The sequence below is a fragment of the Alteraurantiacibacter aquimixticola genome (genome assembly GCF_004965515.1).
GTDB classification, from domain to species: Bacteria; Pseudomonadota; Alphaproteobacteria; order Sphingomonadales; family Sphingomonadaceae; genus Alteraurantiacibacter; species Alteraurantiacibacter aquimixticola.
Map to the genome: position 1 here is coordinate 1107794 of NZ_SSHH01000001.1, position 12563 is coordinate 1120356.

Here is a 12563-nt window from a genome sequence, read left to right on the forward strand (position 1 = left end):
CGCGCCGGTCGCGGCGGCATATAGAGACGTTTCGCTGACAAGCAAGTAAATTGCGTGAGTGCGGGGATACGGCAGATCACACGGCGTTTGATAGCCGTCAGGTCACTCAGTCATCTATTGTTTGGATCGTGCTGCTATTCTCCGAAGGTTCACTGGAGAATCGAATTGGCAAACCAGAGCCGCCAAGATGCCGAAAAAACGCTTTACCGCGCGTTAGTGCATGCTGTCTTGATTTGGACCGGTGGGCTCGAATTGGTCAAGGCTGCCAAGATAGGGCATGTCCGTTTGGAGGATGGTCACTACGACTTCTATTCGCCGAACAGCTGGGATCAGGTAGCGCATGAGTATCTCATCGATCGCGGCCTGATGAGTGGAGACTGCCTGTGCGCACGGCTTCAAGTTCCTCTGGATGACCTCGACGATGCAATCGATGCCGATTACGAGAAGGGTATCGACATCGACAATGTCGTGGCTTTGCTCACCGGACAGCTGTGCGATGCTTATAACCTCATTGGTGCACTTGCCGATGCCGGTCCGCACTTCAACCAACGCAATTCCCATTTGCGCGAAGAGATCTTGGCGATTTATGGGATTTTGGATGACCTCGGCTATGTCGCGCTATCTGATGCAGCCGATGATCCGCCAAAGTATGTTTGGACGAGGAAGGCTGCGATCATCCCGGTGAGGCAACCCATGCTGGGCTTTGACTATATGGCTGCATTGTATGATGACGCGGGCGGGAAACCCTGACCTAAGCCAGCTCCTCGCCCAGCAGTTCCTCCACCCGCGCCCTGTCGGGGAAGCCTTCGTCGACCCAGCGTTGCTCCACCGCCTGCAGGATGCGCGCGACCTCCGGTCCGGCGCCCACGCCGCGCTGGACGATCTCGCCGCCTTTCAGCGGCAGGATCGGGATTTCCCAGTCGAGCACCGGGGTAGGGTCCTTGCGGGCAATCAGCAACCGGTCGCGCGCGCATTCGCGGCCCACACGGTAGGCGAGGGCGTGCGGGTTGTCCGCATCGCTGTCCGACCGCTCGGCCACACAGCCGAGATATTTGCGCTGGTCCCTCGACAGCTTGAGCCGCGCGGCGACCTTTTCCGCCACCTCACGGTCGGCGGGAAGGAGCGCGGCGAGGCGGCGCATGGCGAAGGGTTCGATCTCGCAATCGACGCAATCCTCGCTTTCAAGCAGGCCTTCGAGCCGCATGATCTCCGCATCGCCGCAGCTTTCGGGCAGCACGACTTTCAGCACGCCCAAGGTGCACATGCGGGTCATCGCATGGACCGGATCGGGCAGGCCGAGGAGGTTCAGCAATTCCATCGCCACGCGCTCGCGGCTGATGCCTTTCAGCGTTTCTGCCAGTTCCTGGCAGGCTTCCTCCGCCTCGCGGTCGACCTTGCAGCCGAAGCGCGCCTGGAAGCGGAAGTACCTGAGGATACGCAGGTGGTCCTCGCGGATACGCTCGCGCGCATCGCCGATGAACTTTACCCGCCGTTCCTGAATGTGGAGCATGCCGGCGAAATAGTCGAAGACCTCCAGCGTCTCGGGATCGGCATAGAGCGCGTTGATGGTGAAATCGCGCCTTGCGGCGTCGTCCTTCCAGTCGTCCGCATATTCCACCGTCGCGCGGCGGCCATCGGTGGAGACGTCCTTGCGCAAAGTGGTGATCTCGACATTGCCGTGCGGCAGGATGGCGGTGACGGTGCCGTGGTCGATCCCGGTGGGGACGGTGCGGATGCCCGCCGCGTTGCACAGCTCGATCACCTTTTCCGGCAAATGCGGGGTCGCCGCATCGACATCGGCGACATCCTCCGGGTGACCCATCAGCGTATCGCGCACCGAGCCGCCGACCCAGCGGACCTTCCCGCTGCCCAGCGCCTTGACCAGCTGGACGAGGTCCTCCCGCTGGTTCCAGTCGGTTTCGGGCAGGGCAGTACTCATGGAAGAAGGTCCTGGAAGGCGAGGCGGTGAGAGAGGTTGCTGAGGATGCCTGCGGTAATGCCCCAGATGCGGTGGCCGTTCCAGTTGATCTCGATATAGGGCCGCTGATGCCCGCGGAAGAGGCCGACCTTGTGCTCGTGATTGGCGGGATCGAGCACGAAGCGGAGCGGCGCCTCGAACCAGCTGTCGACCTCGCGCGGATCGGGGACGATCGGCAGGTCGGAGGGCACCACGCCGAGCACCGGGGTCACTTCATAGCCCGAACCGGTGGCAAAGCGCGCCGCCTCGCCCACCACGCTGACATGCGATGGAGTGATGGACAGCTCCTCCTCCGCCTCGCGCAGCGCCGCCTCGATAGGGGTTTCGCCCGCCTCCAGCTTGCCGCCGGGGAAGGCGACCTGGCCGGGATGGCTGGCCATGGTCTTTGGGCGATGGGTGAGGATCACGCCCGGCTCGCTGCGGTCGGTCACCGCGATCAGCACGGCGGCGGGCCGTACGCGTTCGGGGATAAAGCGGCCATCGTCATGCAGGCCCTTGAGGCCGACATGATGCGTCTGTTCGAACAGCACGCTCACCCGCTCGAACAGCGGGCTCATTGCGGGACCAGCGGGAATGTTGCGCCCTGGCTGGAGACCCGGGGCACGCCGTCCAAGTCCTCGGCAAGGTCGACCAGTTGCAGCCATGTCGAGCGGTTCACGCGCGCCTCCGTCCCGTGGCGGACCTTGAGGTAGATCGCGGGTACTTCCGCATCTCCGCGCGCTTGCAGCGGGTTATCAGGCCCGGCCAGCACGAGGTCGTCGGTGTTGAGGCGGAAGGCGAGGGCATCGCCTTTTCTTTGCACATCCACCGCGACGAAGGCAGCGTCCTCCACCTTGATCGTCTGGCGGCATTGCGGGGTCAGCAGCGCGTGGCTGCCATCCTCCTCACGCACCAGCAGGGTGGAAAAGGCGCGCACCATGGCCGCGCGAGAGATTGGGCTGCCCTCATGGAACCATGTGCCGTCCGCCGCGATGCGCATCTTGCTATCGAGCGTTTCGGTCGGGTTCCACTTTTCGATGGGAGGGAGGCGGCGTTCCTCCAGCGCCCGGGCAATATCGGCGAGCGACATGTCGGCAAGCTGGGGCGGCGCTTCATAAGGCATGCGCCACAGATGACAGGTCAGATCAGGACTTCCAAGGCCCCAGCATGCCTTCGCGGGGCAGAACCGCCGGATTGTCCGTGCGCACCAGCAGCCGTTCCGGTGCCCACGGGCCGGGGCATTGCCAGCCTGTGGTGTGATCGGCGGTGAAGCCGAACTTGCCGTAATAGGGCGCGTCACCGATCAGGAATTGCGGGATCGCCGCACGCGGGTCCATCGCGCCTGCCTGCGCCAGCATCAGCGCATGGCCGAAGCCCTCATTCTGATGCTCGGGCAGTACGGCAACGGGGCCGACCATGATCAACGGATGCGGGCGGCCCTGCGGATCGGTGAGCGCGACGGGCCAGGCCTGGATCGTCCCCACCAGCATCTCGTCCGCATCGAGCGCGGCGAAGCTGAGGGCGGGGAGCCAGTCCACGCCTTCGCGCAGCATGTATGCCGTGCGCTGGCGCCGTTCAGGCCCGAATGCACGGTCGAGCAATTGCTCGATCATGGCGGGATCGACCCCTTCGAGGGGAATCAGCGTGGCGGTATCAGGTGTCATGGAAGGCGCGCCGATAGGGACCGGCGCGCCTCCATGCAATTGTTTCAGCCGTTACCTATTCCGCAGAAGCGGCGGTCAGGCGCAGCAGGCGGCCATCGGGCGTGTCTTCCACCACCCACAGCGAACCGTCGGCCGCCACGGCGATATCGCGCAGGCGCTGCGGGAAGGCGTAGCGTGCTTCCTCCGTCGCGGTGCCGGTCGCGGCATCGGTGGCAATGCGTGCGATGGTCATGGTGCCGAGATTGGCGACCAGCAGCTGGCCTTCCCAATCGGGGAACATCTCGCCCGAATAGAAGACCATGTCGCCCGGCGCGATCACCGGGTTCCAGAAGATGGCGGGCTTCACGAAGCCGTCATCCTCGGTGTGGTCGGGAATGTCGCGGCCATCGTAATTGTCGCCGTTGGAGCGGACCGGCCAGCCATAATTGTTGCCCGGCTCCACCATGTTGAGCTCATCGCCGCCAGCAGGTCCGTGCTCGATCGTCCACAGCTGCCCGCCGGCATCGAAATCGATGCCCAGCAGGTTGCGCTGGCCATAGGACCAGATCTGGCTGGTGACGCCGCCCTCTGCCTCGAACGGATTGCCCGCAGCGGGCGTGCCGTCGAGATTGAGGCGCAGCACCTTGCCGAGATTGTTCGACAGGTCCTGCGCCGGGTCCTGCTGCATGCGGTCGCCGCTGGTGATGAACAGGTGTTGCCCGTCAGGCGAGAAGGCGATCTTGTGGCTGAAATGGCCGAAGCTTTCGATTGCCGGATCCTGCTGCCAGATCTCGGTCAGGCCGGAGATGGTGCAGGCCGCCTCGTCACAGGCGAAAGTGCCCTTGCCGGCCACGGCGCGGCGCGCTTCGCCTTCATCGGCCTTGGCCCAGCTGAGATAGACGGTGCCGCTTTCCGCATAATCGGGTGCGAAGGCCACGTCGCCCAGGCCGCCCTGGCCGCCATAGGCGACTTCGGGAAGGCCGTTCACTTCCAGTGTGGTGCCGGTAGCGGGATTGAAATACTTGGCCGTGCCGCCCTTCTCGGTGATCAGCAGGTTGCCGGTGGTCGGCTCGATCGCGATGCCCCAGCCTTCGTCGAGGTCGATATAGGCCTCGGCGAGGAAGGGCGAACCTTCCTCAAGCTCGACGGCCGTGCCCGCCATCGGCGCGGGAATTGCGACGCTTTCCCCATTTGCGGACGTCCCGCAGCTTGCGAGCGCAAGAGTGGCAGGGAATAAAGCGGTGGTCAGGAAACGATTACGCATGCTTTCGGGTACTCCCTCTCGCGATTTTTGCGACCGCCTTGGCCCCGCTCCCCTTGTTGCCGGGGTGGACGAGGCTGGACGCGGCCCTTTGGCGGGGCCGGTTGTGGCCGCTGCCGTCATTCTATGCAAGCCGGGACCAAGGGGTGTGGGCGATTCCAAGACGCTCACCGCCAAGACGCGCGAGAGGCTGGAGGAAACGATCCGCGCCCGCTGCGCTTTCGGCATCGGCGTGGTCGAGGTGGAGGAGATCGACCGCATCAATATCTTCGCCGCCACCATGTTGGCGATGACCCGCGCGGTGGAGCGGCTGTGCGAGGCTGCGGGCGCGCAAGTGGGCGAGGCGCTGATCGACGGCAATCTGACGCCCGAGGGACGCCTGCCCGAATGGCGCTGGCCCGCCCGCGCGATCGTGGGTGGGGACGGCAAGGAGAAGGCGATCGGCGCCGCCTCCATCCTCGCCAAGACCTGGCGCGACCGGCTGATGGTGGAGGCTGCGGAACGTTACCCCCATTACGGCTGGGAGCGGAACAAGGGATACGGCTCGAAGGAGCATATGGAGGCCTTGCGCGTGCACGGCCCCACGCCGCTGCATCGTCGCAGCTTCGCTCCGGTTGCGCAGCTGGAAATGCAGCTTTAGAAAAAAAATTGCGGTCTCTTTCCGGGCGAGTCTTCCGGGCCACACCCCATCATGTCGAGTCCCGGGGAATCCATCAGACTCAACATCTTGTAGGGGACTCTTTTCGTTCTCTTTAAACGCTTCGCCGCTTGTCGGAGTCCGCCCGGCATTTGCGGGTTGACCTCGGACTCCCAAGGATTCACCCTGTGGATAACTACAGGGGACTATCCGATCCATGGGTGAATTGACGAAGCTACGCGCGGCTCCTGCTGCAAAAGCGAAACGCGCTGCGCCGGTGCGCAAGGAGGACCTTCCGCTGGGGAAGATCCTTGCGGGCGACTGCGTGAGCGCGATGCGCAAGCTGCCCGATGCCAGCGTCGACCTCGTCTTCGCCGATCCGCCCTACAACCTGCAGCTTGGCGGCGATCTCAACCGGCCCGATGGCAGCCATGTCGATGCGGTGACCGACGACTGGGATCACTTCGACAGCTTCGCGCTCTATGACAAGTTCACCCGCGACTGGCTGATCGAAGCGCGCAGGGTGCTGAAGCCCGATGGCGCGCTGTGGGTGATCGGCAGCTATCACAATATCTACCGCGTCGGCGCGATCCTGCAGGACCTCGGCTTCTGGATCCTCAACGACATCGTCTGGCGCAAGACCAACCCCATGCCGAACTTCCGCGGCACCCGCTTCACCAATGCGCATGAGACGCTGCTGTGGTGCTCGCAGGGGGAGAAGGCGAAGTATCACTTCAACTACCGCGCGATGAAGACGCTGAATGACGAGCTGCAGATGCGCAGCGACTGGGTGCTGCCGATCTGCTCCGGCGGGGAGCGGTTGAAGGACGATACAGGCCACAAGGCACATCCGACGCAGAAGCCCGAAAGCCTGCTCTACCGTGTGCTGCTGGCGACGACCGAGGCGGGCGACGTGGTTCTCGATCCCTTCTTCGGCACCGGCACCACCGGCGCTGTCGCCAAGCGCCTGGGCCGCGACTGGATCGGCTGCGAGCGTGAGAGCGCCTATCGCGAAGTCGCCACCAAGCGCATCGCCAAGGAACTGCCGCTCGACGAAAGTGCGCTCAAGACGATGCAGAGCCGCAAGAACCAGCCCCGCGTCGCCTTCGGCGCGGTGGTGGAATCGGGCTTCCTCAAGCCGGGCACGCAGGTGTTCGACAAGAAGCGCCGCTGGATCGCCAAGGTGCGCGCGGATGGCTCGATCGAATGCGGCAAGGTCACCGGCTCGATCCATGGCGTGGGCAAGGACCTGCAAGGCGCGCCCAGCTGCAATGGCTGGACCTTCTGGCATTACGAGGTGGACGGCGACGTCAAACCTGTGGATGCCGCGCGGCAGTTGTACCTGCTGGCGGTAGAAGACTGATCCGATCCGTCACCCCAGCGAAAGCTGGGGTCTCCATCCTGTCGCGTGACGTGGGAGATTCCAGCTTTCGCTGGAATGACGAAGGAAGCTAAAGGCAGGTCATGACCCAATCGATCTATATCCAGCCCATCTCCACCGTCACCGGACCGCAGGCGGTGGAGGGCGATGCGGTGCGCCTCGGCGGCTCCATGGCCTATGCGCGCGAATTCGCGGTGATCACGCGCGAGGGCGGCAAGGTGGTGGACCGGCAGCTGGCCACCTCGCGCAGTATCGCCGATCTGCTGGGCGGCCTGCCTGACGATCTCGCGGCGGAAGGCGAGGCGCAGTGGTCGAACCTCTCCACGGTGCACGAACCGCTGCAATGCGGGGAGCGGGTGATCCGCCTCGACGCGCCGCAGATCATGGGCATCCTCAATGTCACGCCCGACAGCTTCTCCGATGGCGGGAAGTTCATGGACGATCCGCTCGCCATGCAGGATCAGGCGGCCGACATGCACGAAGCGGGCGCGGCGATCATCGATATCGGCGGCGAAAGCACGCGGCCCGGCGCTGCGGCGGTGTGGGAAGGCGACGAGATCAAGCGCGTCATCCCCGCGATCGAATATTGCAAGGGCATGGGCGCGGCGGTCAGCGTAGATACGCGCAGGCCCGCGGTGATGCAGGCGGCGCTCGATGCAGGCGCGGCGATCATCAATGACGTATCAGCCCTGCGCCACGATCCGCGCAGCCTGGAATTCGCAGCCTCCAGCGGCAAGCCGGTGATCCTGATGCACGCGCCGGGGCCGAGCAATGAGGCGGCCGAGGACCTCCATTCCAACGCCGACTATACCGCCGTGGCCTTCGACGTGTTCGACTGGCTGAAGGAGCGGCGCGATGCAGCCTTGGCGGCCGGGATCGCGCGGCACAATATCGTGCTCGATCCCGGTGTCGGTTTCGGCAAGTCGGTGGCCGACAATCTCAACCTCTTGAACGCGCTGCCGCTGTTCCACGCACTCGGACAGCCCCTGCTGCTGGGCGCAAGCCGCAAGCGCATGATCGGCGCGCTCTCGAACGAGGCGGGATCGAACAAGCGGCTCGGCGGCTCCATCGTCCTGGCGCAGCTGGGCATGGATGCGGGCTATCACCTGCTGCGCGTGCACGATGTTTTCGAGACGGTGCAGGCGCGCAATGTCTGGCGCGGCCTGCGCGATGCCGGGGTGACCGATTTCACGGGGCTACCCGGGTGATCGCCAAGCTGGTCATCTCAGCGTTCTTGATCGTCCCCATACTGGCCCTTGTAACACCGCGCATCCTCTATCCATGGCTGGTCGCCAGTTTTGCGCCACTGCTTGCCGGACTCCTCTGGCTTTCGAACCGGCCCGTTTCCTTCCAGCAGGATTGGGCGGCTTTCGGTAACATGATACTCTTTGCCGGGGTCATCGCCTGCCTGCTGGCCTTCCTGTTTCGCTATATTGCTTCTGCACTTGCCGCGAAGTTCCTCATCAAGGCGGCCCCTTCGCCAATCGACTGGCGTCCATTCAAGGTTAGTCTGTTGCTCACGCTGGGGTTGGCCTTTCTGTGGTGGTGTATGCCGCTGGTTGCAGGAGTTGTCGGACCCCATGTGGTCCTCCTTGCCGGGGCAATCGTCGCCATCGCGCTCGTCGTTCTCGCGCGGCGCATGGCGGCTGTCCACCACCGCATTGCCGCATTTTCAGCCAGCGCGATCGTTTCTGGATTGCTGCTCTTCAGCCTGACCCAGCCTGGCATTGTTGTCCGCGAGGCCAACCGCGCCGCTCAGGGGCAGCCATATTGCCTGCTGGTTGCAGATGGTGACCGCGGACATCGGCCGGCGCGCTCGCTGGCCGACCTGACGCCTGTCATCATGAGGGCACCAGCGAGGGGACAGATCGCCCTTTCCAATCACGCGCAGATCCGGGTGGACGAGGCACCGGCCATGCATTGGTCCTATTTCGGGAGGGGCTTCGTGAATGGAGCGGATCTCTATCGCGGTGTGGATTGCGAGCGGCAGCGCGAATGGGCCTCGCGCCTTGGCTGGTTCGGCCGCGACCAAGGCTAGGCGGCGTGGTCGATCCCGAGCGCTCTGCTTTCGGTAGAGCGTCGAGCGCCTGTTGTTGTGCCTACACGACACCTATGAGGCGGCACAGAATACCGGCGCGCAATGTCTGGCGCGGCCTGCGCGATGCTGGGGTGACGGACTTTAACGGGCTTCTTGCGCTGTAGCGGTCCGATCCGGCGGAGTGCGATAAAATCGCACTCTGCAAATCACGCGTTGCAAATCGCAACAAATCGCTTTGCATTTTGCATGTTCTGGCTCCGGTGATGGTCGGCTTCAACGGAATTCTGCGGTTGCCGGAAAACGGCACGATCCTTGAATTGCTTGTGGCAGACCCTGTTGGAGGACTGCCATGCGTTTCATCGACCTCATCCCAAAAGCCGGCGACCGCGCAGCTGCCGCTTCGTTTGCCGACCGCGCCAGGCCGTCGGCATGCGGCAAGGTGCGAGCGGATCGCCGCAAGGGTTGCAGGTCTGCCAGCAAAGTCCCGGCCTGATCGCTGGGACCGCGCGCCGCGTGCCAATTCGAATGTCATTGGAAGCCATTGTTTGGGGCATGGGGACCAAGGAGCGGGAATGAAAATGAACGACAAGTTTGCCGGTACTCCAAACATCCAGGCAAAAGCCTTCGGCGCCCTCGGATCGCAAAACCTCTCGGGCGAGCTCAACAGCATCAAACGCCAGCTTGCCGCCATGGCGGACAAGGTCGACCAGGTTCTCGAGAAAGCGGAGGAAAACAGGATCGAACCGACCGTCTCCAATGACGTGGCCGAGTTCCTGGATGTCGCGCTGCGGGCGGAATTGGTCCGGCGCTCGTTGATGGACGGTGTCGGCCGCTCCACCGATCCATCATGGAGCGTCCTGCTGGTGTTGATCCAGGCCTATCTCAAGGGAGAGCCATTGACCCTGAGAGACTTGCCGATGAGCGCCGACGATGGCCACTTCTGGCTCAAGACTCTGAAGCTTCGCGGGCTGGCCAGGGAGATACATCACTCGCGCGGAATTCCCGCGACCACCTATACCGTCACCGAAGAGGCATACAGGCTCTTCCTCGCTTCCTTCGTCCGCGACAATTTCGACGGACGCCTGTCAGCCAGGGTCTGATAACTCCCGGCAATTCCTGCCTAGAGCGAGAAGCCGCCGTCGCTGGCGAGCACGGCGCCGGTGATATTGCCTGCCGCATCGGACAGCAGGAAGCCGATGGACTGCGCGATTTCCTCCGCGCTGGCGAAGCGGCCACTGGGTGTGGCGCTGGCCATGGCGGCAAGGGCCTGTTCGCGCCCCATATCCTCCACCATCTTCGTGAAGTCGGGATTGTCGTCCCAGATCGCCGTATCGACGCCGCCCGGCGCGATGACGTTGACGCGGATGCCGTCAGGAGCACCTTCCAGCGCCGCGATCTTGGCAAGGTGGATCAGCCCCGCTTTCGAAGCGGAATAGGCCGATGCGCCCGCCATCGGCTTCACCCCGGAGACCGAGCCGAGCATTACCACGCTGCCACCCGATCCCATCGTTCGCATGGCCACTTGCAGCGAGAGGAAGGCGCCGTCGAGATTGACCGCCATGATCCGGCGCCAGTGATCGAAGCTCGCATCGCGGATCGTCGCGCCATCGGCGATACCGGCGTTGATCACCGCATGGTCGATCTTGCCCAGATCGCCCTCCAGCTTTTGCCAGAAGGCGGGGTCCGACACATCGCCGGCATGGCGTTCGATTTCGCAGGACAGGGGGAGTGCGGAAAGGCCTTCCGCGTCGCGATCGACCAGCACGAGCCTGCCGATACCTTGCTTGTCAAGCCAGCGCGCGCAGGCGGCGCCAATGCCCGAGGCAGCGCCAGTGACGAGGGCGGTCTTGCCCGTGAAGGAAGTCTCGATAGCCATGCCGCGGTCGCTATAAGCTGCGGCCAGCGCTGTCGAGCCTTACGCCGCGTTGTCGATCCCGAGGTCCGACAGCTTGCGATACAGCGTCGAGCGGCCAATGCCGAGGCGGCGGGCGACTTCGGTCATGCGGCCACGATAATGGCCGATGGCGAGGCGGATCACGTCGGCCTCGATCTCTTCCAGCGGGCGCAGATTGCCATCGGGCGTGTAGAGCATCACGCCTGCGCTTTCGCGGATCGGGCCGTTGGTGGTCGTCGGCTCGCTCTCGCCCACGATTTCGCGCAGCTGCGGGAAGTCCTCGGCTGTCAGCGCGTCGCCTTCGCAGAACACGGCGGCACGGAACAGCACTGCCTGCAGCTGGCGGACATTGCCGGGCCAATCGAAAGCACCCAGCAGTTTCAGCGCATCGGAAGTGATTCCCAGCGGGCGCAGGCCCGGCTGCTGGCCGATCTGGTGGAGGAAATAGCGGGTCAGCGCGCCGACATCGCGGTTGCGCTCACGCAAGGGGGGCAGGGTGATGCTGGTGCGCGAAAGCAGCTCCAGCAGTTCCCCGTTGAAGTGGCCGGTGGCGACGAGATCGGCCAGCGGAAGGTTGCTGGCGGAGATTATCCGCACGTCCACCTTGAAGCTGTGCTTGGCGCCGATCGGGCGGACCGAGCCATTCTTCAGCGCTTCGGCCAGGCGGTCCTGCAGGTCGGTTGAAAGCCGGTCGATCTCGTCCAGCACCAGCGTGCCGCCGTCGCAATTCTGCAGTGCGCCCACCTGCCGGTCGAACGCGCCGGCAAAAGCGCCCTTCTCATGCCCGAACAGCACCGATTCGAGGCTGGAGGTGGGGACGCCGCCGATATGGATCATGCGGAAGGGCGCCTTGGCGCGCGGCGATGCGCCATGCATCGCGCGCACCAGCATTTCCTTGCCCGTGCCGCTCTCGCCCTCGATGAGCACATTACCATGACCGCGCGCGGCCTTGGCCGCCTTGGCCAGCGCATCGCGGAAGGGTGGGGCGGTGCCGACCATCGCATCGAAGTCCAGCTTCGCATGCATCTTCTCGGTCAGCGGCATCAGCTCGTCGGTCGGCGCTTCGCGGGTGGTCGCATTGCGCAGCGCCTGCATCAGCCGTTCGGGAGCGACGGGTTTCACGAGGTAGTCGGTCGCGCCCGCGCGCATTGCCTCCACCGCCAAGAGCGGCGAGGTGCTCGCGGTCAGCATCAGGATAGGCAGGGCGGGGCGGCGTTCCTTCAGCTCCGCGATCAGTTCGCAGGCCTGGTCACCCGGTACCCATTGGTCGAGGATGATCGCGGACAATTGCATGCCCTGCCGCGTGCCAAGCGTGGCGATGGCCTTCTCTGCCTCGTCGATCACGAGCGTGCGCCAGCCCTCGCGTGCTGCGAGTGCGCTGATCAGCCGGCTTTGCGCCGGCTCGTCGTCGATCAGCATCAACAGGCGCTGTTCGGCTTCGGCCATTCGTTCCCTTCCGACCCAAGGGTGCTGTAAGATCCGGTTTTCCGGTGTGAACGGACGGCATATCAAGCGTGGGTAAAGAGGCTGTTAAGCGAACACTTGAGTGGTTTGCCCACTGCCGATAGAGCATGCGAAACACTCAATGGTTTCAGGCAAAGGACCTTAGGCGAAAATGGCCAATTCCCAAGATATTAAGTCGAACGAGAAGACCTATGGCGGGTTCATTTCCATGCTGAAATGGGCGATTCCGCTGATCGCGGTGCTGGTTCTGATCGTTCTCGTGCTCATTTCCTGAGCCGCGCGGTATGG

General features: G+C 64.0%; 14 protein-coding genes. 7 read left to right on the top strand and 7 right to left on the bottom strand.

Annotated features, from left to right (window positions below; all coding sequences use genetic code 11):
• The first annotated feature begins 165 nt into the window (after window positions 1-165).
• Window positions 166-750, top strand: coding sequence for a hypothetical protein (locus E5222_RS05030; RefSeq protein WP_136692599.1), 585 nt, complete (start codon window positions 166-168; stop codon window positions 748-750).
• Between the two features lies 1 nt (window position 751).
• Here the strand turns inward: E5222_RS05030 and E5222_RS05035 are convergent, their stop codons facing one another.
• The 5 genes from E5222_RS05035 to E5222_RS05055 are packed head-to-tail and all read right to left on the bottom strand — an operon-like array spanning window position 752 to window position 4762.
• On the bottom strand, window positions 752-1939 hold the full coding sequence (locus E5222_RS05035; RefSeq protein WP_136692600.1) for a CCA tRNA nucleotidyltransferase: 1188 nt from the start codon (window positions 1937-1939) through the stop codon (window positions 752-754).
• Entirely contained in the window at window positions 1936-2535 is a 600-nt protein-coding gene (locus E5222_RS05040) for a CoA pyrophosphatase (RefSeq protein WP_136692601.1), read from the bottom strand. Before E5222_RS05040 ends, E5222_RS05035 begins: the two co-directional genes overlap by 4 nt.
• Window positions 2532-3080 carry a DUF1285 domain-containing protein gene (locus E5222_RS05045; protein ID WP_136692602.1) on the bottom strand — a complete coding sequence of 183 codons (549 nt, stop codon included), beginning with the start codon at window positions 3078-3080 and terminating at the stop codon, window positions 2532-2534. The genes E5222_RS05040 and E5222_RS05045 overlap by 4 nt, the downstream gene beginning before the upstream one ends.
• 22 nt (window positions 3081-3102) lie before the next feature.
• Window positions 3103-3621: a GNAT family N-acetyltransferase gene (locus tag E5222_RS05050; protein ID WP_136692603.1), complete on the bottom strand. Its 519-nt coding sequence runs from the start codon at window positions 3619-3621 to the stop codon at window positions 3103-3105.
• Between the two features lie 55 nt (window positions 3622-3676).
• Window positions 3677-4762 carry a PQQ-dependent sugar dehydrogenase gene (locus E5222_RS05055; protein WP_246021544.1) on the bottom strand — a complete coding sequence of 362 codons (1086 nt, stop codon included), beginning with the start codon at window positions 4760-4762 and terminating at the stop codon, window positions 3677-3679.
• Between the two features lie 100 nt (window positions 4763-4862).
• Here E5222_RS05055 and E5222_RS05060 point away from each other — a divergent pair, with 100 nt between their 5' ends.
• From E5222_RS05060 to E5222_RS05080, 5 genes are all read left to right on the top strand, one after another.
• Complete coding sequence (locus E5222_RS05060; RefSeq protein WP_136692605.1) at window positions 4863-5501, top strand: ribonuclease HII; 639 nt, start codon at window positions 4863-4865, stop codon at window positions 5499-5501.
• 214 nt (window positions 5502-5715) lie between these two features.
• Complete coding sequence (locus E5222_RS05065; protein WP_136692606.1) at window positions 5716-6861, top strand: site-specific DNA-methyltransferase; 1146 nt, start codon at window positions 5716-5718, stop codon at window positions 6859-6861.
• Between the two features lie 101 nt (window positions 6862-6962).
• On the top strand, window positions 6963-8087 hold the full coding sequence (gene folP / locus E5222_RS05070) for a dihydropteroate synthase (RefSeq protein ID WP_136692607.1): 1125 nt from the start codon (window positions 6963-6965) through the stop codon (window positions 8085-8087).
• Window positions 8084-8917, top strand: a complete 834-nt coding sequence (locus E5222_RS05075; protein WP_136692608.1) for an intracellular growth attenuator family protein — start codon at window positions 8084-8086, stop codon at window positions 8915-8917. The genes folP and E5222_RS05075 overlap by 4 nt, the downstream gene beginning before the upstream one ends.
• Window positions 8918-9489: 572 nt before the next feature.
• Window positions 9490-10017, top strand: coding sequence for a hypothetical protein (locus tag E5222_RS05080; RefSeq protein WP_211196090.1), 528 nt, complete (start codon window positions 9490-9492; stop codon window positions 10015-10017).
• A 20-nt stretch (window positions 10018-10037) separates the two neighbouring features.
• On the opposite strand, the gene E5222_RS05085 is transcribed toward E5222_RS05080, so the two are convergent.
• Entirely contained in the window at window positions 10038-10793 is a 756-nt protein-coding gene (locus tag E5222_RS05085; protein ID WP_136692610.1) for an SDR family NAD(P)-dependent oxidoreductase, read from the bottom strand.
• Between the two features lie 39 nt (window positions 10794-10832).
• Window positions 10833-12257: a sigma-54-dependent transcriptional regulator gene (locus tag E5222_RS05090; protein ID WP_136692611.1), complete on the bottom strand. Its 1425-nt coding sequence runs from the start codon at window positions 12255-12257 to the stop codon at window positions 10833-10835.
• A gap of 169 nt (window positions 12258-12426) precedes the next feature.
• Here E5222_RS05090 and E5222_RS05095 point away from each other — a divergent pair, with 169 nt between their 5' ends.
• Window positions 12427-12549, top strand: a complete 123-nt coding sequence (locus E5222_RS05095) for an aa3-type cytochrome c oxidase subunit IV (RefSeq protein WP_136692612.1) — start codon at window positions 12427-12429, stop codon at window positions 12547-12549.
• The last annotated feature ends 14 nt before the right edge of the window (window positions 12550-12563 follow it).

What these genes read in the sequence shown, in the direction of transcription:
- E5222_RS05035 (WP_136692600.1), bottom strand. Translation starts at nt 1,939, where the DNA reads ATGAGTACTGCCCTGCCCGAAACCGACTGGAACCAGCGGGAGGACCTC.
- E5222_RS05040 (WP_136692601.1), bottom strand. Translation starts at nt 2,535, where the DNA reads ATGAGCCCGCTGTTCGAGCGGGTGAGCGTGCTGTTCGAACAGACGCAT.
- E5222_RS05045 (WP_136692602.1), bottom strand. Translation starts at nt 3,080, where the DNA reads ATGCCTTATGAAGCGCCGCCCCAGCTTGCCGACATGTCGCTCGCCGAT.
- E5222_RS05050 (WP_136692603.1), bottom strand. Translation starts at nt 3,621, where the DNA reads ATGACACCTGATACCGCCACGCTGATTCCCCTCGAAGGGGTCGATCCC.
- E5222_RS05055 (WP_246021544.1), bottom strand. Translation starts at nt 4,762, where the DNA reads ATGGCGGGCACGGCCGTCGAGCTTGAGGAAGGTTCGCCCTTCCTCGCC.
- E5222_RS05060 (WP_136692605.1), top strand. Translation starts at nt 4,863, where the DNA reads ATGCTTTCGGGTACTCCCTCTCGCGATTTTTGCGACCGCCTTGGCCCC.
- E5222_RS05065 (WP_136692606.1), top strand. Translation starts at nt 5,716, where the DNA reads ATGGGTGAATTGACGAAGCTACGCGCGGCTCCTGCTGCAAAAGCGAAA.
- folP (WP_136692607.1), top strand. Translation starts at nt 6,963, where the DNA reads ATGACCCAATCGATCTATATCCAGCCCATCTCCACCGTCACCGGACCG.
- E5222_RS05080 (WP_211196090.1), top strand. Translation starts at nt 9,490, where the DNA reads ATGAAAATGAACGACAAGTTTGCCGGTACTCCAAACATCCAGGCAAAA.
- E5222_RS05085 (WP_136692610.1), bottom strand. Translation starts at nt 10,793, where the DNA reads ATGGCTATCGAGACTTCCTTCACGGGCAAGACCGCCCTCGTCACTGGC.
- E5222_RS05090 (WP_136692611.1), bottom strand. Translation starts at nt 12,257, where the DNA reads ATGGCCGAAGCCGAACAGCGCCTGTTGATGCTGATCGACGACGAGCCG.
- E5222_RS05095 (WP_136692612.1), top strand. Translation starts at nt 12,427, where the DNA reads ATGGCCAATTCCCAAGATATTAAGTCGAACGAGAAGACCTATGGCGGG.